This window comes from Aeromicrobium sp. SORGH_AS_0981 (assembly GCF_031453195.1).
Lineage (GTDB): Bacteria > Actinomycetota > Actinomycetes > Propionibacteriales > Nocardioidaceae > Aeromicrobium.
Genome location: NZ_JAVIZD010000001.1, coordinates 883,335 through 901,012, shown reverse-complemented (window position 1 = coordinate 901,012; position 17,678 = coordinate 883,335). Strand labels below are relative to the sequence as shown.

17 protein-coding genes and 1 pseudogene are annotated in these 17,678 nt (G+C 74.0%); 13 read left to right on the top strand and 5 right to left on the bottom strand.

The features are described from left to right. The first annotated feature begins 46 nt into the window (after nt 1-46). Nucleotides 47-460 carry an OsmC family protein gene (locus QE370_RS04635; RefSeq protein ID WP_067860915.1) on the top strand — a complete coding sequence of 138 codons (414 nt, stop codon included), beginning with the start codon at nt 47-49 and terminating at the stop codon, nt 458-460. A 13-nt stretch (nt 461-473) separates the two neighbouring features. On the opposite strand, the gene QE370_RS04630 is transcribed toward QE370_RS04635, so the two are convergent. Then, nucleotides 474-1,322: a serine/threonine-protein kinase gene (locus QE370_RS04630; RefSeq protein ID WP_309633604.1), complete on the bottom strand. Its 849-nt coding sequence runs from the start codon at nt 1,320-1,322 to the stop codon at nt 474-476. 21 nt (nt 1,323-1,343) lie between these two features. Here QE370_RS04630 and QE370_RS04625 point away from each other — a divergent pair, with 21 nt between their 5' ends. The 4 genes from QE370_RS04625 (at nt 1,344) to QE370_RS04610 (ending at nt 3,935) form a co-directional block, all read left to right on the top strand. Further along, on the top strand, nt 1,344-1,913 hold the full coding sequence (locus QE370_RS04625; RefSeq protein ID WP_253021515.1) for an RNA polymerase sigma factor: 570 nt from the start codon (nt 1,344-1,346) through the stop codon (nt 1,911-1,913). 34 nt (nt 1,914-1,947) lie between these two features. Further along, nucleotides 1,948-2,553, top strand: a complete 606-nt coding sequence (locus QE370_RS04620; protein WP_309633603.1) for a hypothetical protein — start codon at nt 1,948-1,950, stop codon at nt 2,551-2,553. Nucleotides 2,554-2,560: 7 nt separating this feature from the next. Beyond that, nucleotides 2,561-3,058: a hypothetical protein gene (locus tag QE370_RS04615; RefSeq protein WP_309633602.1), complete on the top strand. Its 498-nt coding sequence runs from the start codon at nt 2,561-2,563 to the stop codon at nt 3,056-3,058. A gap of 106 nt (nt 3,059-3,164) precedes the next feature. Then, nucleotides 3,165-3,935, top strand: coding sequence for an EAL domain-containing protein (locus QE370_RS04610; RefSeq protein WP_396127800.1), 771 nt, complete (start codon nt 3,165-3,167; stop codon nt 3,933-3,935). 10 nt (nt 3,936-3,945) lie between these two features. Here QE370_RS04610 and QE370_RS04605 read toward each other — a convergent pair whose 3' ends face one another. Together QE370_RS04605 and QE370_RS04600 are read right to left on the bottom strand one after the other, a co-directional pair. Then, nucleotides 3,946-4,572 carry an AraC family transcriptional regulator gene (locus QE370_RS04605; RefSeq protein WP_309633600.1) on the bottom strand — a complete coding sequence of 209 codons (627 nt, stop codon included), beginning with the start codon at nt 4,570-4,572 and terminating at the stop codon, nt 3,946-3,948. Between the two features lie 69 nt (nt 4,573-4,641). Continuing rightward, nucleotides 4,642-5,496, bottom strand: a complete 855-nt coding sequence (locus QE370_RS04600; RefSeq protein ID WP_309633599.1) for an NAD(P)-dependent oxidoreductase — start codon at nt 5,494-5,496, stop codon at nt 4,642-4,644. A gap of 86 nt (nt 5,497-5,582) precedes the next feature. Here QE370_RS04600 and QE370_RS04595 point away from each other — a divergent pair, with 86 nt between their 5' ends. The 3 genes from QE370_RS04595 to QE370_RS04585 are packed head-to-tail and all read left to right on the top strand — an operon-like array spanning nt 5,583 to nt 7,884. Beyond that, a complete protein-coding gene (locus tag QE370_RS04595; protein WP_309633598.1) occupies nt 5,583-6,452 on the top strand; it encodes an alpha/beta hydrolase in 870 nt (289 codons plus the stop codon). Next, nucleotides 6,449-7,222, top strand: coding sequence for an enoyl-CoA hydratase-related protein (locus QE370_RS04590; RefSeq protein WP_253021500.1), 774 nt, complete (start codon nt 6,449-6,451; stop codon nt 7,220-7,222). The genes QE370_RS04595 and QE370_RS04590 overlap by 4 nt, the downstream gene beginning before the upstream one ends. Beyond that, nucleotides 7,219-7,884, top strand: coding sequence for a nitroreductase (locus tag QE370_RS04585; protein WP_309633597.1), 666 nt, complete (start codon nt 7,219-7,221; stop codon nt 7,882-7,884). Before QE370_RS04590 ends, QE370_RS04585 begins: the two co-directional genes overlap by 4 nt. Nucleotides 7,885-8,005: 121 nt before the next feature. On the opposite strand, the gene QE370_RS04580 is transcribed toward QE370_RS04585, so the two are convergent. Beyond that, on the bottom strand, nt 8,006-9,451 hold the full coding sequence (locus tag QE370_RS04580) for a hypothetical protein (RefSeq protein ID WP_309633596.1): 1,446 nt from the start codon (nt 9,449-9,451) through the stop codon (nt 8,006-8,008). A 149-nt stretch (nt 9,452-9,600) separates the two neighbouring features. On the opposite strand from QE370_RS04580, the gene QE370_RS04575 reads away from it, so the two are divergent. The 4 genes and pseudogenes from QE370_RS04575 to QE370_RS04560 form a co-directional block, all read left to right on the top strand. Beyond that, nucleotides 9,601-11,172 carry a molybdopterin-dependent oxidoreductase gene (locus QE370_RS04575; protein ID WP_309633595.1) on the top strand — a complete coding sequence of 524 codons (1,572 nt, stop codon included), beginning with the start codon at nt 9,601-9,603 and terminating at the stop codon, nt 11,170-11,172. Between the two features lie 32 nt (nt 11,173-11,204). Beyond that, entirely contained in the window at nt 11,205-11,864 is a 660-nt protein-coding gene (locus QE370_RS04570) for a fasciclin domain-containing protein (RefSeq protein ID WP_253021492.1), read from the top strand. Nucleotides 11,865-11,969: 105 nt separating this feature from the next. Next, nucleotides 11,970-12,704 carry a methyltransferase domain-containing protein gene (locus QE370_RS04565; protein WP_253021490.1) on the top strand — a complete coding sequence of 245 codons (735 nt, stop codon included), beginning with the start codon at nt 11,970-11,972 and terminating at the stop codon, nt 12,702-12,704. A gap of 3 nt (nt 12,705-12,707) precedes the next feature. Then, nucleotides 12,708-15,401, top strand: a pseudogene (locus QE370_RS04560) (FAD-dependent oxidoreductase); the annotation flags it as partial. Between the two features lie 71 nt (nt 15,402-15,472). Here the strand turns inward: QE370_RS04560 and QE370_RS04555 are convergent. Continuing rightward, nucleotides 15,473-16,429, bottom strand: coding sequence for a phytoene/squalene synthase family protein (locus tag QE370_RS04555; protein WP_309633594.1), 957 nt, complete (start codon nt 16,427-16,429; stop codon nt 15,473-15,475). Nucleotides 16,430-16,491: 62 nt separating this feature from the next. Between QE370_RS04555 and QE370_RS04550 the strand changes: the two genes are divergently transcribed. After that, complete coding sequence (locus tag QE370_RS04550; protein WP_309633593.1) at nt 16,492-17,628, top strand: lycopene cyclase family protein; 1,137 nt, start codon at nt 16,492-16,494, stop codon at nt 17,626-17,628. Nucleotides 17,629-17,678 lie beyond the last annotated feature (50 nt).

The following is a 17,678-nucleotide window of genomic DNA, read 5'->3' as shown; positions in this document are numbered from 1 at the left end:
ACCCGCCGAAGATGATCCGGTCGGACTAGTTCGGCAGGATGGGGGCATGAGCGACACGCATCGTCAGGTCGGCCTCGAGCGGCTCGGCCGGGGCCGGTACCGGGTCACGAACGCCCGTGGCGGGGAGATGGTGATCGGCGACGGCTCGAGCGACGACTTCACGCCCGTCGAGCTGCTGCTGGCCGCCGTCGCCGGCTGCACGGCGATCGACGTCGACCTCCTCACCACCAAGCGCACGGAGCCCGAGCGGTTCTCGGTGACCTCGGCGGGGGAGAAGGTGCGCGACGACGACGGCAACCGGATGGAGGGGCTGACGGTCCGCTTCGACGTCGCGTTCGGCGACGACGAGGCCGGCCGCGCCGCGACGGAGCGCCTCCCCGACGCGATCCGCCGCTCCCACGACCGCCTGTGCACGGTGAGCCGCACGGTCGAGCTGGGCACGCCGGTCGACACGCAGTAGCCGCGGACCCTCCTCAGGTCAGGAGGTAATAGGCGCCGGTGGCCGACCCGGCGTACGCGCCGACGGCCGCCGCCGCGACCCACCGCGTCGGCCAGCGACGACCCCGCTCCGCCGCCTCGCCCGAGAGGACGGCGTCGAGCTCTGAGCCCAGGTCGGCGGCGCTGGCCTGACGTCGGGCCGGGTCGGCGGAGAGCGCACGCTGCAGCACCGCGGCGGTCCGCGGATCGGTGCGGGCCAGCGGACGGAACGGGTCCGACGGGAACGCGCCGGTGAGCAGGACGCAGGTGAGCACCGCGAGCGCGTACACGTCGGTCCGGACGCTGATCCCGTCGCCGCGAGCCTGTTCCGGGGCCATGTACGCGGGCGTCCCCGTCGTGACCGTGTAGCCCGACGCCTCGGCGACCCGCTTGGCGCTGCCGAGGTCGGCCGCGAGCACGCGGCCGTCGTCGGCGAGGAGCAGGTTCGCGGGCTTCACGTCGCGGTGCACCACCCCGGCGTCGTGCAGCACCTGCACGGCGCGGCACGCCTCGACCGCGAGGCCGAGGGCGACGTCGGGCTCGAGGGAGCCGTCGGCCACCGCGTCGAGCGACCCGCCTCCCGCGAAGTCCATGACGAAGTACGGCCGGTCGTCCTCGTCGGTGCCGACGTCGTGGACGCGCACGACGCGCGGGCTCTCGATGCGGCGCAGCAGCCGCGCCTCCTCGAGGAACCGCTCGCGCACGTCGGCATGGTGCGACCAGTTGTCGGCGAGCACCTTCACCGCCACGCGCACGTCGAGGGCCGTGTCGTGCCCGCGCCACACCGTCGCGAACGAGCCCGACCCGTGGACGGCGTCCAGCCGGTAGCGTCCGATCTGTCTCATCACGCGACAGTATGGGGTCTCATGGACGACCAGGAGCTGCTTCCGCTCGTGGACCGTGCCCGGGCCGGGGATCCGGACGCCCTCGACGACCTGCTGCGTCGGCTGCGTCCGCACGTCGTGCGCCGGTGCGCGGCGTTCCTCCCGTACGCGCACGACGCGGAGGAGGCCGCCCAGGAGGCGCTCCTGCTGGTCGCGCAGAAGCTCGACACGTACAGCGGTCGCGGCTCGTTCGGCGGATGGGTCACCGTCGTCACCTCCAACACCGCCCGTCAGGTCTACCGCTCGCTGCGGCGCCGCTTCGACGAGCAGTCGAGGGACGTGCTGCCGGACGCCGTCGACCCCCGCACGACGAGCGTCATCGCGGGCACGCGCATCGACCTCCTCGAGGCGCTGGAGCAGCTGGAGCGCACGCACCCCGCGGCGGTCGAGGCCTTCGTCCTGCGCGACCTGGGCACGCTGCCCTACGAGGAGGTCGCGGCGCTGACGGGTGCGCCGCTCGGCACCGTGAAGGCGAGGATCCACGCCGCGCGCCGCGAGGTGCGCGAGAAGCTGCGCGACGTCGACAACTTTTCGGGCCCGGCCGGCATCTGAAGGGTGGACAGACACCTTCAGGAAGAGGAACACCATGATGAGGACCAGGATCGCCGCCGCCGTGCTGGGGGTCGCCGTCGTGCTCGGCGTCGCCACCGCGTGGGTCGCCGCAGCCCCCGAACGGGGCTCGCAGGGCGGGGAGCAGGGCGTGCCGTCGGCCGGACCGGGCCTGCTGGCGCCGGACCGGCTCGTCGTCGCGCCGGGTGCCGTCGGTCCCGTGCGGGTCGGCATGACTCGCCAGCAGGCGCTCGCGACGGGCTACTTCGTCGCCGACGTCGCCGACCCCACCGACGGGTGCCCCGTCCGGCCGCTCGCGTGGCGCGACGAGTACGTGGACGCCGTGGACGTGCAGACGTCGCGGGCCGGCGAGGTGCGCTCGATCGGCGTGCGTGGCGAGGGCGTGGACACCGAGGCGGGCTTCGGCGTCGGCAGCAGGTACGGGGAGCTGAAGGGGTCGACGTCCGAGCCCGAGGCCGTCGGCTACGGGCAGACCGGCGTGTTCATCGAGGACAGCGCGGCCGGCACCTGGATCGGCTTCCTGTTCGACGAGTCGCCGGACCGGCTGACGGACGCGTCGCGCGTCTCGTTCGTCGAGGTGACGAAGGGCGCGCGGCCCGAGCTCGTCCGCGACGGCTGCTGAGGCCGGCATGAGGACGAGGCTCGCGGTCGCCGCCCTGTGCGTCGCGCTCGCGCTCGGCGGCGCCACCGGTGTGGTCGCGTCGGTGGTCGCTCAAGGCGACGCTCCTGCACCGCGGACGGCGGCGAGCGCGACGCCGAGCCCGACGTCGTCGGCCGAGCCCACCGGGCCGTCGGCCGCGCTGGCGACGTTCACCTACGACCCCGACGAGTCCTTCAGGCTGCCCCTGCTGAGCAGCACGCTCTCCACGCGCAATGGGTGCGTCGTGATCGGAACGGGGACGGAGGTCGTGGTCCCCGCCTTCGCGCGGACGCTGGTCTCGTGGGACGGGACCACGCTCGTCCGGCGTCGGGTGGACGGGACCCGGGAGGTCACGCGCATCGGGCAGGAGATCGAGGTCGGCGGCGTCGTCAGGTCGCTGGAGAGCGGTGCGACGGAGGGATCCGTCACTCTCCCCTCTGCCTGTGCCGCCCTGCGCGGGGCGCAGTTCGTCAAGGTCGTCCCGTGAGCCGGGCCCGGACGCCGACCCGCCGCGGAGCAGCGCCTGCGGCGTGGCGGAAAACCTGAGAGAATAATCAGACTCGCGTCCTGGCCGGACCGGGACACCAGGGAGTGTGCTCGTGGGGTGTGCAGGATGTCGCGACGACGCGGAGTCGCTGGACTTCACGATGGCCTTCCAGCCGATCTTCGACGCCGAGCACGGGCGGGTGTGGGGGCACGAGGCGCTCGTCCGCGGCCCCGGCGGTGAGTCGGCGACGTCGGTGCTCGGTCAGGTCACGGACGCGAACCGCTACCGGTTCGACCAGGACTGCCGGGTGCGGGCGATCGAGCTGGCGGCGCGGCTGTTCCCCGCCGACGACGACCTGCGGCTCTCCATCAACTTCCTGCCGAACGCGGTCTACGAGCCGGTGGCCTGCCTGCGCGCCACCCTGGCCACCGCGGCCCGTGTCGGCTTCCCGCTCGCCTCCCTCGTCTTCGAGCTCACCGAGGACGAGCGCGTGGACGAGCCGGAGCACCTCGTGTCGATCGTCGAGGAGTACCGCCGCCAGGGCTTCACGATGGCCGTCGACGACTTCGGCGCCGGCCACGCCGGACTCACCCGGCTCGTCGACCTGCGGCCGGACCTGGTGAAGATCGACATGCACCTCGTGCGCGGGATCGACACCGACCCTGCCCGCCAGGCCGTCGTCCAGGCCGTCGTCGTCATGGCCTCCACGCTCGACGTCGTCGTGCTGGCCGAGGGGGTCGAGACCGAGGCCGAGTACGCGACCCTCCTCGACCTCGGCGTACCCCTCTTCCAGGGGTACTGGTTCGGCCGTCCCACGCTCGAGGCGCTCTCCCCCGTCCATCCGGACGCCGCTGCGGTCGCGGCAGCCGCGCGGTGAGGCCGAGACGTCAGCCGACCCTCGCGCGAGCGCGGTGCGTCGCCGGACTGACGCCCCTCACCCGGCTGAACGCGGCGCTGAGCGCGAACGGGCTCCCGTGGCCGACCTGGCGGGCCACGGACTCGAGGGTGGCGTCGGTCCGCTCCAGCAGGTCAGCCGCGACGGCGAGCCGCCACGAGGTCAGGTACTGCCCGGGAGGCTCGCCGACCAGCTCGGTGAACCGACGTGCGAACGCGGCCCGGGACACACCGGCCTCGGCGGCGAGCGAGGCGACCGTCCAGGGCTGCTCGGGTCGCTCGTGCACCGCTGTCAGTGCCGGCCCGACGACCCGGTCGGCGCCGGCGCGGTGCCAGGCGGGCGCCCGGTCGTCGGTCGCGAGCCAGGCGCGGACGGCGGCCAGCACCACCAGGTCGAGCAGACGGTCGAGGAACACGTCCTGCCCCGGGGCGTCGCGCTGCACCTCCGCGCAGAGCAGGTCGACGAGGTCGGCCGACCAGCTCTCCCGCGCGAGCACCACCACGGGGGGCAGCGCCCGCAGGAGCCGGTCGCCGACGGCGGCCGTCGTCGCGTAGGTCGATCGCGACGGCGCCCGCGACGACGGCGAGGACCAGCAGGACGGCTCCGCCGACGACGGCACGCGCGATGGAGCGGTGAGGCGCAGGGCTCATGCGCCGACCGTCGCACGGCCGACGCCCGGCGGCATCTCCTACAGCCGCTTGCTCGCGTCGTGGGGACCCTTCGGGTCGACCCAGAAGTCCAGCGCGAGGCCCTCCTCGCGTCCGCCGTTGAGGTAGACGGAGAAGTCGGTGACGCCCTCGGCCTCCAGCACGTCGTCGTCGATGAAGAAGTTCCCCGTGCACTCGCGGCTCGGACGCGTGAGGATCGCGTAGGCGGCGTCGGCCATGATCGCCGGCGTCCGCGAGCTCGACTCCAGGCCCGGTCCGACGACGTTGCGCACCGCGGCGGTGTCGATGGCGGTGCGCGGCCACAGCGAGTTGCAGGCGATGCCGTCGGCGCGCAGCTCCTCGGCCAGACCGAGCGTCACGAGGCTCATCGCGTACTTCGCGATCGCGTAGGCCGTGAACGTGCCGAACCAGCGCGGGTCGGTGCTGATCGGCGGGCTGAGGGTGAGGACGTGCGGGTTGGCCGACGCGCGCAGGTGCGGGATGCACAGCTTCGAGAGCAGGAAGGTGCCGCGGGCGTTGATCTGCGTCATGAGGTCGTACTTCTTCATCGAGATGTCCTCGGTGCGGGACAGGTCGATCGCGCTGGCGTTGTTCACGACGAGGTCGATGCCGCCGAAGGTCTCCACGGCCCGGGCGACCGCGTCCTCCACGAACGCGTCGTCGCGGACGTCGCCGACGAGCGGCAGCGCGCGACCGCCCGCCTCCTCGATCGCGGCGGCCGCGGTGTGGATGGTGCCGGGCAGCCGCGGGTGCGGCTCGGAGGTCTTCGCGAGCAGCACGACGTTCGCGCCGTCACGGGCCGCGCGGACGGCGATCGCCTCGCCGATCCCGCGGCTCCCGCCGGACATGATCATCGTGGTTCCGGCCAGGGTCATGGGTGCCTCCGAGGTGGTCTGCTGTCATCGGTAGCCTGCTGGGGGGATCAGGAACAGTCAAGGCTGATGGTTTCTCTGGAGGCGACGTGGAGCGACCCGCGTGGTTCGACGAGGCACTCGCCTGCGCTCCGGAGCACGCGTCGGTCGAGGTCGACGGCGCCCGCATCGCCTACCGCGCCTGGGGCCCGGCCGACGCGCCCGTCACCGTGCTCGTCCACGGCGGCGCCGCGCACGCCGGCTGGTGGGACCACGTCGGGCCGTTGCTCGACGCGCCCTCCTCCCCGCACCGGGTGGTCGCGCTCGACCTGAGCGGCCACGGCGACAGCGACCACCGCGACGCCTACACGCTCGAGACGTGGGCCGACGAGGTGGTCGCGGTGGCGGCCGACCAGCTCAGCCCGTCACCGCCGGTCGTCGTCGGGCACAGCATGGGCGGCTTCGTCGCCCTCACGGCCGCACGCGACCACGGCGCCTCGCTCGCCGGTGCCGTCGCCGTCGACTCCCCCGTCCAGGAGATGTCGAGCGAGACGCGTGCCTGGGTCGCGTCGGGCCGGGGGCTGCCGCCGCAGAAGGTCTACCCCGACCTGCCCAGCATCCTCCGTCGCTTCCGCACGCTGCCGGCCGACGACGCGACCCTCGACTACGTGCACGAGCACGTCGCCCGCACGTCGGTCCGCGAGGTGGAGGGCGGGTGGCGCTGGAAGTTCGACCCGCGCATCTTCCTGCGCTCGCGCATGGAGCCCGAGGAGCTCGCCGAGGCCGACTGCCCGGTGGCCCTCCTGCGCGGCGACCGCGGCATGGCGACGACCGACATCACCGACACCGTCGCCGCCCGCCTCGGCGGGAACGTGCCGGTCACGGTGGTCCGCGACTCCGGGCACCACGTGATGCTCGACCAACCCCTCGTCCTCGCCGCCGTCGTGCAAGCGATCACCGGAGAATGGAGACGACCGTGACCGAGTCGACCACCGACGAGCCCGACACCGCGTCGGAGCTGCTGCTCGACGACGCCGAGGGCGTCCTCACGATCACCCTCAACAGGCCGCAGGTCATGAACGCCGTCGACGGCGCCATGCTCGCGCGGGCCGCCGAGGCCGTCGAGACCACCGACGCCCGCGTCGTCGTGGTCACCGGAGCGGGCGCGGCCTTCAGCGCGGGCGCCGACCTGCGTCGGCTCGAGCGCGGCGGCACGCACGAGAACGGCAACCGGCTCGTGCGCGCGATCGTGGCGACCGAGCGTCCGGTCGTCGCCGCGGTGAACGGTCCGGCCGCCGGCATCGCGATGTCGGTGGCGCTCGCCGCCGACGTCACCGTCGCGCACGAGTCGGCGTACTTCCTCCAGGCGTTCGTCAACATCGGCCTGATGCCCGACGGCGGCGCCACCGAGCTGCTGGCGGCGTCGGTGGGTCGGGCCCGGGCGGCTCGGCTCTCGCTGCTCGGCGAACGCCTCCCCGCCAGCCGGGCGGCCGAGATGGGACTCATCGACCGGTGCTGCGGCGACGACTACGCCGACCAGGTGGCCGGGCTCGTCGCCACGCTGGCCGGCGGTCCCACGCGCGCCTACGCCGCCACCAAGCAGGCCATGAACGCCACCACGCTGCGCAGCCTCGACGAGACCCTCGAGCGTGAGCTGCGGCTGCAGCGCGAGCTCGCCGACACCGCCGACTCCCAGGAGGGCATCCAGGCCTTCCTCGACAAGCGGCCCGCCCGCTTCGAGGGCCGATGAGCGCGCCGATCGACGTCCTGGAGGGTCTGCTCGCCGACCGCTGGAGCTGTCGCGGCTACACCGACGAGCAGGTCGACACCGCCACCATCGAGCGGCTGCTGGCCGCCGCGCAGCGCACGCCGTCGTGGTGCAACACGCAGCCGTGGCACGTCGTCGTCACGGCCGGCGGCGAGACCGAGCGGCTGAAGCAGGCCATGGCCGACGACGAGCGGTTCGGGCCCGACCTGGAGTTCCCGCCCTCCTACGAGGGTGTCTACGCGGAGCGTCGCCGGGAGTCGGGCTGGCAGCTCTACGAGGCGGTCGGCGTCGTGAAGGGCGACCGGGCCGGCTCGGCCGCCCAGACGATGCGCAACTTCGAGTTCTTCGGCGCGCCCCACGTCGCGATCGTGACGACGACCCGCTCGCTCGGCGTGTACGGCGCGGTCGACTGCGGGCTCTACGTGCAGTCGTTCCTGCTCGCCGCGCAGGCGCTCGGGCTCGGCGCGTGCGCGCAGGCGGCGCTCGCCATGCGCTCGGAGCTGCTCCGTGAGTGGTTCGAGCTCGACGACGACCGTCAGGTGGTCTGCGGCATCTCCTTCGGCCACCCCGACCCCGACCACCCCACCGCCTCCTACCGCACCACCCGCGCCCCGCTCGACCAGGCCGCCGACCTCCGCCTCTGACCCCAGCCCGCCCCCTCCCCGCGTTCTGTGGACTTGGTGACGGTTTCTGTCCCGAAAACCGTCACCAAGTCCACAGAACGCGGGGAGGGCAGGGGGCGGGTGGGGGGAGGGTAGGGGGGAATCAGCTGCGGAGGGCCCCGACGCCGAGGACGGCGGCGAGGCCGAGGGCGGAGCGGGGGTGGTAGGCCGCGGTCCAGAGCCCGCCGTGCGCGGCTCCGCGCGCCTCGTCCCGCCACGGCTCGGCCTCCGGCGCCAGACCGGCCCGCAGGTCGTGCACGAGGAGCGCCGCCATGAGCGTGTTCGACGTCGCCGGATCGAAGATCTCGACGCCGAAGCGGTGCGCGCCCGCGTACGCGGCGGCCAGCGCCTTGTTCTTCACCACCGACCGCGTGCGGGTGGCGGGCGCGACGTTGAGCGACACGGTCGTGCCCCCGGCTCGCGCGTCGGTGGCACGCCAGCGCTGGACGCGCTTGGCCAGGGCGTAGTTCGGGCCCTGCTGCGGCACGAGCGCGTCGCAGAGCCCGGGGTCGGCGCCGGGCGGGTAGTTGCGCTGCAGCAGCCGGCCGCCGCTCACCACCCGCGTCGCGTGCCGGGCGACCCGCCCCACCCGGCCCTTGCGGTACGCCTCCTGCGACCGGGCCACCTCCTCGGCGGGCACCGCGAACACGTCGGTCGGGGTCGCGAGGAACGCCAGCGCGGTCCGCGGGTGCTCCGCGACCAGGTGCGCGGCGAGCGCGTCGGCCGCCATCGACACGCGCACGTGCAGGCCGCCGTCGGCGTAGCAGTAGTTGCCGAGCACCAGCCGCGACGACCCGGCGAACGAGCCCAGCCAGTGTACGACCGCCGGCAGCTCGCGCACGAGGTCGGCGCCGACGTCGGCCCCGCCGTCGCCCCGCCCGCTCGTGACGATCCGCGTCGGCACGTGCACCCGCCCCGCACCGTCGGTCGCGACCCGGGCGATGCGCTCCTGCACGTCGGCGCGGGGCAGGTCGAGCGCGACGACCTCGGCCCCCCAGCGCTGCAGCGCCCGGTACGGGCCCATCTCCGCTCCCGCGCCGAGCACCGCCACGACGTCGCCCTCGAGCCGCAGCCAGTCGGGGTTCTCGTGCACGTGCCGCACGGCCTCGGCGCACGAGGCCGTCACCACGCCTCGCTCCACCCACGCGTCGAGCTGGCGCAGCAGGGCGTCGCCCCGGAGCCGCTCCCCGCGGTAGGGCAGCGTCAGCTCCGTCTCCGGCTCGGCGCCGCCCTCGACGGTGGTCGTGTGGAGCACCTGGTCCAGCGGAGCGTCGGTGACGGCGGCGTCGAGGCCGACGTCGCCGAACCGCATCGCCGCGTGCGCGCTGCGCAGCCCGGCAGCCGCGATGGCCTGCGCGGCTGCTGCGTCGCCGATCCCGGCCTCGACGGCTCTACGGAAGTGCTCGAGGTACTGCCGACGCCAGGCGGTCTCCCGCTCGACGGCGCGCGAGCCGACCGGGTCGGCGGGCCGCAGGGCGTCCGCCAGCACCTCCCGGGCGGTCGCCGACGTGCTCTCGGAACGGAACGCGACTCCCTCGTGCGTGTTCATGGGACCACCCTAGGAACCCTGCAAGGGCAGGGCAGAACGGGCATCGAAGGTAACTGGGAGTGACGTACCAGGTTGCTCATCCGCAGACCCCTTGAACAATTTTTTCCGTGAGCACCCATCCAGACGGCGACGGGCCCCGAATCAGGGGCATGAGCGAGACGACCACCGCAGCACCCGCCACCCGGGCCACCGCCCCGTGGTGGACCGGCGCACTGTCGGGTCTGCTCGCCGCGGTCGCGGGCGTCGCCCTCGGATCGGGTGTCGCGACGCTGCTCGGTGTGCCCACCCCGATCGAGTCGGTCGGCAACCGGGTGATCGACCTCGTCCCGAGGCCGCTCAAGGAGTTCGCCATCGAGCAGTTCGGGACGAACGACAAGCCCGTGCTCATCGGCAGCGTCGCCGCGACCCTCCTGGTCGCCGCGGCCGTCGCCGGTTGGTTGGGCCTGCGACGGCCGCGGCTCGCCCTCGGCATCACCGCCCTGCTGGGCCTGGCCGCCCTCGTCACCGCCGCACTCGACCGGACGTCGACCGCCAACGTCGTCGTCACCGTCATCCCCTCGCTCGTCACGCTGGCCGTGAGCCTGCTGCTGCTGGCCCGTCTGCTCAAGGCCCTCGAGCTGTCCCGCAAGGTCGGCGACGAGACCCCCGCCGGCTTCGACCGCCGCGCGTTCCTGCAGGCCGTGCTGATCGCCAGCGCCGCCATGGCCATCGGCGGTGGCGTCACCCGCTTCCTCGGCTCGTCGGCGGCCAAGGACTCCCGGGCCGACGTCATGCTGCCCCAGCCCGCGACCCCGGCCCCGGCCGTCCCGGCGGGCGCCCAGGCCGACGTGAAGGGCGTCAGCCCCTACATCACGCCGAACCGCGACTTCTACCGCATCGACACCGCCCTGCGCGTCCCGCAGGTCCCGGCCGACACGTTCAACCTGCGCATCCACGGCATGGTCGAGAGGGAGCTCAACCTCTCCTTCGAGGACCTGCTCAAGGAGCGCCTCGTCGAGAGCCGCATCACCCTGACCTGCGTCTCCAACGAGGTCGGCGGGCCCTACGTCGGCAACGCCGCGTGGCTCGGCGTCCCCGTGGCCGAGCTGCTCGCCCGGGCCGGCGTGAAGGACGGTGCCGACGCGGTCAAGACCACCAGCGCCGACGACATGACCATCGGCACGCCCCTGGAGGCGCTCACCGACACCGAGCGCGGTGCGCTCATCGCCGTCGGCATGAACGGCGAGCCGCTCCCGCTGGAGCACGGCTTCCCGGTGCGGATGGTCGTCCCCGGTCTCTACGGCTACGTCTCCGCCACCAAGTGGCTGGTCGACATCGAGGTCACGAAGTTCTCGGACTTCAAGGCCTACTGGACGACCCGCGGCTACGACGCCGAGGCACCCATCAAGCTCTCCTCCCGCATCGACGTCCCGAAGGCGTTCGAGGCCCTCCCGCGCGACAACGTCCGCATCGGCGGCGTCGCCTGGGCCCAGTCCGTCGGCATCGAGCGCGTCGAGGTGAAGATCGACGACGGTGACTGGCAGGACGTCGACCTCGCCGCCCAGGACAACGTCAACACGTGGCGTCAGTGGTCCTGGACCTGGGAGGACGCCACCGAGGGCACCCACCAGGTGACCGTCCGGGCGACCGACGCCGACGGCACCACACAGACCTCCGACCGTGTGCCCATCGCACCGGACGGGTCGACCGGCTGGCACAACGTCAGATTCCGCGTCGAGTAGCAGGACGAAACACCCAACCAAGGAGAAGAAACATGCGCACGACCACCAAGAGCAAGAGCCTCGCGATCGCAGCCGTGGCCTCGCTGTCCCTGTTCACCGCGGCCTGCGGCTCGTCCAGCGACGACAGCGCCTCGTCCGACAGCGAGTCCTCCTCGACCCCGTCGTCGGAGGCTGCGTCCGACGCCGGTTCCGACCTCGTCGGCCCGGGCTGCGCCGACTACGCCAAGGCCGTCCCGGACGGCGCCGGCTCGGTCGAGGGCATGGCCCAGGACCCGGTCGCCACCGCCGCCAGCAACAACCCGCTGCTGAAGACGCTCGTCCAGGCCGTCTCGGGCCAGCTCAACCCCGACGTGGACCTCGTCGACACCCTCAACGGTGGCGAGTTCACGGTGTTCGCGCCGGTCGACGACGCGTTCGCCAAGCTGCCGGCCGACACGGTCGCGACGCTCAAGACCCCCGAGGGCGCCAAGACCCTCGAGTCGGTCCTGACCTACCACGTCATCCCCGGCCAGATCGCGCCCGACGAGATCGACGGCACGCACAAGACGGTCAACGGCGCCGACCTCGAGGTCACCGGCTCCGGCGACGACATCAAGGTGAACGGCAACGCCGCCGTCATCTGCGGTGGCGTCAAGACCGCCAACGCCACGGTGTACCTGATCGACTCGGTGCTCATGCCGCCGGCCAGCTGATCACGGCATCCCTCCGGTCACGGGGCCCGGCTCTCCTCGGGGGAGTCGGGCCCCGTCCCGTTGCCGGGCCCGGCGGCCCGGCTGGTTCGCCCGTAGGCTGCTGACGTGCGGACACCTGGGACCCGGCTCGCGGACGAGTTCGACCGCGCAGCCCCACGCTACGACCTGCTCACCGCCCTGAACCCTGGCTACCACGGCGCCCTGCGCGACGCGGCGCGCCAGCTCGTGGCCCGGCTGCCCCGCCGCGAGACGTGGCCGACCCTGTGGGACCTGGGCTGCGGCTCCGGGCTCTCCACGCAGGCCCTCGTCGAGGCGGCCGGCCGCGAGGCCCGCATCGTCGGGCTCGACGCCTCCGCTGGCATGCTCGCCGAGGCGCAGGAGAAGACCTGGCCCGACGGCGTCAGCTTCGTCCAGGCCCTCGCGCAGGACCTGCCCGACGTCGCGCGCCTGCACCTCGACGGCCCCGCCGACGGCGCGCTCGGCGCCTACCTGCTGCGCAACGTGCCGGTCGACCAGCGCGACGCCACGGTCGCGGCGATCGCCGACCAGGTCCGTCCGGGCGGCTGGATCGCCCTGCAGGACTACCACGTGAAGGGCTCCGCGGCGGCGCAGGCGGTGTGGAGCGCCGTCTGCTGGGGCGTGGTCACTCCGCTGTCCGTCGCGGTGCGCGGCAACCCCTCAATCTACCGCTACCTCTGGCGCAGCGTGCTCGAGAACGACTCCACCGCGGAGCTGCAGGCCCGGCTCGAGCGGGCCGGGCTGACCGACGTCACCTGGTCGACCGCCGGCGGCTGGCAGCACGGCATCCTGCACACCGTCCTCGCCCGCAAGCCCCTCTGACGCATGGTCCGACGCATCCCGCCGGGGCGTGACCGCCACGCCGTCCTGCACGCGGCCGCGCCGGGGAGCGCCCGGCTGGCGGAGCCGCGGCACGTCGTCGTGGTCGGCGGCGGGATCGCCGGTCTCGGGGCTGCGGTCGTGCTGGCCGAGCGCGGGGTGCGGGTGACGCTCCTGGAGGCGTGCGAGCAGCTCGGTGGACGCGTGCGGTCGTGGCCGCTCGACGACACGGGCGCCGCCGGGGGAGGGCGCACGATGAGCCGCGGGTTCCACGCGTTCTTCCGGCAGTACTACACGCTGCGCTCCCTGCTGCGCCGCGTCGACCCGACGCTGGCGCACCTCGTGCCGGTGCCCGACTACCCGCTGCGGCGGGGCGACGGGCTCACCGACTCCTTCGCCGCGCTCCCCACGACGCCGCCGCTCAACCTGCTCGCCTTCGTGCTGCGCAGCCCGACGTTCCCGGTCGCGGCGCTGCCGTCGGTGCACGTGCCGAGCGCGCTCGAGCTCGTCGCCGCCAACTACCCCGCCAGCCATGAGCGCTACGACGGCGAGTCGGCCCAGGACTTCCTCGACCGGCTGAACTTCCCGGAGGGTGCCCGCCACCTGGCGCTGGAGGTGTTCGCGCGGTCGTTCTTCGCCCACCCGAGCGAGTTCGGGGCCGGCGAGCTGGTGGGCATGTTCCACACGTACTTCACGGGCAGCTCCGAGGGGCTGATGTTCGACGTCCCCGACGACGACTACGACACCGTCCTGTGGGCGCCGCTCGGCCGCTACCTCGAGGGGCTCGGCGCCGACGTGCGGCTCGGGACCGTCGTGCAGGGCCTGCAGCCCGAGGGAGACGGCTGGCGGGTCGACGGCGCGGGCGGGTCGCTCACGGCCGACGCGGTCGTCGTCGCCACCGACCCGCGGACCACCCGTGCGCTCGTCTCGTCCCTGCCGGCGGGGGACGACGAGCGCACCGCCTGGCACCGCAGGGTCGCGGCGGGCCGCAACGCGCCACCCTTCGGGGTGCTGCGCGTGTGGCTCGACGGGCGGGTCGCGCCCGAGCGGGAGGCGTTCCTCGGGACCAGCGGCTACGACCTGCTCGACAACGTCACCGTCCTCGAGCGCTTCGAGGCGGGCGCGGCACGGTGGACGGCGGAGCACGGGGGATCGGTCGTCGAGCTGCACGCCTACGCAGCCGACCCGACCCGCGACACCGAGCTGGCGGGCGACGGACCCCACGGGATCGACGTCGAGCGGCTGCGCGCACGGCTGCTCGCCGGGCTGCACGAGGTCTACCCGGAGGACGCGCGACCTCGGCGTCGTGCACGAGGAGCTGCTCGTCGAGGACGACTGCGGGCTCGTCGGCACCGGGCTGTGGCGCGACCGGCTCACCGTCGAGACCCCGTACCCCGGGCTGGTGCTGGCCGGCGACGGGCTGCGCGTCGACTGGCCGATCGCCCTCATGGAGCGCGCCGCGACGACCGGCGTCCTCGCGGCGAACCGTCTGCTGGAGGGCTGGGGCGTGCGCGGCGAGGACGTGTGGACGGTGCCCCTGCAGGGTCTCGCGCACCGGCTCCCCGGTCGCGGTCGGCGACCGTCGTGAGCCCGACCGGGCAGGGCCGGCGGCGTGCCGTCGTGGAGGACGAGCCGGACGCACCCCGCGTCGAGCGCGTCGACGGCGGGGGCAGGCCCGGCGTCAGCACCGTGTGGCGGCTGCGCTCGCTCGAGGCCGCGCGCCAGGTGCTGCGTGCGCGGCACGCCACCACGCAGGCGGGGTTCACCGCCGAGGCCATCCCGCAGGGCTACCTCGAGCACCACCCGATCCTCGTGTCCGACGGTCCGCAGCACGACGAGCAGCGACGCAAGGTCGCGCGCTTCCTCGCGCCCACCGTCGTCGCGGACCGCTACACCGACCTCATGCACGCCACCGCCGACCGTCTGCTCGCGGAGGCGGTCGCGGCGGGCGGCTGCACGCTCGACGAGCTGGCCCTGCTCTACACCGTCGAGGTCACGGCCGAGGTGGTCGGACTGACCGAGTCGTCCGTGCCGCGCATGGCCCGGCGGCTCGAGGCCATGTTCAGCCAGCCGCCCTTCGACGTCACCCGCCGCGACCTCGGCCGCACCCGACGGCAGTGGATGCAGGCCGCCGTCAACGGGCTCGTCCCCGTCGGGCGGCTCTTCCTGGCCGACGTCCGCCCCGCGGTCCGGGCACGTCGGCGCGAGCCGCGCGACGACATCGTCAGCCACCTGCTCGCCGAGGGGTACTCGACGGCCAGCATCCTCGTCGAGTGCGTCACCTACGGCACCGCGGGCATGGTGACGACGCGCGAGTTCGTGGTCATGGCGGCACTGCACCTGCTCGACGACGACGCGCTGCGCGCGCGGTACCTCGTCGCGTCGGAGCCCGAGCGGCTGGCGATCCTCGGCGAGGTCATCCGTCTGGAGCCGGTGGTCGGGCACCTCTACCGGCGCGCGCAGCGGCCCATCGACGTCAGTGACGGCGACCAGTCCTGGACGATCCAGCCGGGCGACCTGGTCGACGTGTGCGTGCGGTCCACGAACGCCGACCCCGAGGCCGTCGGCGCAGCGCCGCTCGACCTCTGCCCCGGGCGGACGCTGCCCGCCGGCGTGGGCGAGCCCGTGCTGGCGTTCGGCGACGGCGAGCACAAGTGCCCCGGCCAGCCTCTGGCCCTGCTCGAGACCGACGCGCTGCTCCTCCGGCTGCTCGCCCTCGAGCCGCGTCTGGTGGCCGAGCCCGAGCTGGGGTGGGACCACCTCGTCGCGGGCTACTGGTTGCGCGGGGCCAGGCTCGCCCTCGGTGACGGTGGACCCGACGGCGGCAGCCCGCGGCGGGGACCCCGCACGAGCACGTCGGCCAGGATCGCGACCTTCGTGCGCGGCCTCACCCGGTGGCGGCCCGAGAAGACGTCGTAGTCGGCGGCCTCGACCAGGTCGAGGATGCGGGCGTACATCCGCAGGGCGGTGGCGACGCAGCGCGCACCCGGTGGCGGCAGCATGGCGACGCCCGGTGCCGCCTGACGGTAGAGCGCCCGGTTGCGCTCGACCTGCTCGGCCATCATCGAGCGCCACGCCGGCGTCACACGACGTTCGGCCGGGTCGACGCCGTAGCGGGCGAGGTCCTCCTGCGGCAGGTACACGCGACCGCGGTCGAGGTCCTCGCCGACGTCGCGCAGGAAGTTGGTGAGCTGGAACGCGTGGCCGAGCGCGCGCGCTGGCTCCTTCGCCGCGGGCGTGAGCGGCTGCAGGACGGGCAGCATCATCTCCCCGATCACGGCGGCGGAGCCCTCCATGTAGCCGTCGCGCAGCTCCTCCCAGGTGGCCCAGGTGGTGCGCGTCAGGTCGAGCTCCATCGCCCGGAAGAACCGGTCGAAGCACTCGGGGTCGGTGCCCCTGCGCTGGAGGCTGTCGACGACGGCCGCCATGACCGGCTCGTCGGACCCGCCCGCCGCGATGCTGTCCCAGAAGTGCTGCTCGAAGCGACGCAGGCGGGCGGCCGGGTCGGTCTCGTCGTGCCCGGGCACCGCGGGGTCGACGCGCTCGGGCTCGTCGACGATGTCGTCGGCCAGCCGGCAGAGGGCGTACACGGTGTACACGTCGATCCGCTGCTCGCGGGGCAGCAGCCGGGCGCCCCAGTAGTAGGTGGTGCCGTGCGCCCGCGTGAGCTCGGCGCACCGGGCGTAGCCGGCCGCGAGCCGCGGGTCGGGGTGCAGGGGTCGGGCCATGGTGACACCCAGCCTAGGGCGAGCGGCCGTGCCACGATGGGTCCCGTGGATCGCGGGCGGACGTGAGCGGCGGACGGGTCGACGTGGCCGTCGTGGGTCTCGGGCCCGCGGGACGCTCGCTGGCGTCGGCGTGCGCGGCGCGGGGACTGCGCGTCGTCGCCGTCGACCCGCGTCCCGCCGCCGTCTGGACGCCCACGTACGGGGTCTGGGAGGACGAGCTCGCCGAGCTGTCCCCGACGGTGGTCCGGTCCCGTCTGGCGGCGCCGGAGGTCCGGGCCGTCGGCGTGCACCGCCTCGCGCGTCCGTACGTCGTGCTCGACAACCCCGCGCTGCAGGGTGCCCTGCCGCTGGACGACGTCGAGGTGCGCCGCGCCCGGCTCGACGACGCCGAGGTCGCAGCGCTGACGTCGTCGGCGCGGGTCGTGGTCGACGCGCGCGGCGCCCGCACGCAGGGCCTGCGTCCCGACGATCCCGCCCCCGCGCAGACCGCGTTCGGCGTGGTCGTGCCCGCCGACGTCGCGGCCCCGGCGCTGCAGGACGCGGAGGCGCTGCTGATGGACTGGCGGACGGACTGGCGGACGGACCAGGTCGGGGCGGGGACCGCAGGTCTGCGTCCGTCGTTCCTCTACGCGATCCCCCTGGGGGACGGGACCGTCCTGCTGGAGGAGACCTGCCTCGCCGCCGTTCCGCCCCTGCCCGTCGAGGAGCTGAAGGCGCGGCTGCGCCGCCGGCTCGCGGCGCGCGGCGTCGACCCGTCGGCCGTCGACACTCCCCTGCACCGCGAGGCGGTGCACATCCCGATGCGCGGTCGAGGTCGTCCGCCGGTCGACGGGACCCTGGCGCACGGGGTCGCCGGACGCGGCGGGCACGTCGTCACGGGCTACTCGGTGGCGCACGCGCTGCGTCGGTCCCGTGCGCTGGCCGACGAGCTGGCTGCCGGACAGGTGCCGCGTCGGGTCGACGCCCTGGCGCCGGCCGACGCGCTGCGCGAGGCGGGCCTGCGTGCGGTGCTGCGCCTCGACGTCGACGGCACGCTCGCCCTCTTCGACGGCTTCGGCCACCTCCCCGCCCACCTGCAGCGCGCCTACATGTCGCGCGACGGCGACCTCGCCGACGTCGCCGCCGCCATGTGGTCGATGTTCCGCCAGATGCCCTGGTCGGGCCGCCGCGAGCTCGCCCGCGCCACCCTCCTCCCCTAGCCCTCCCCGCGTTTTGTGGAGTTGGTGACGATTTCTGCACCGAGAACCGT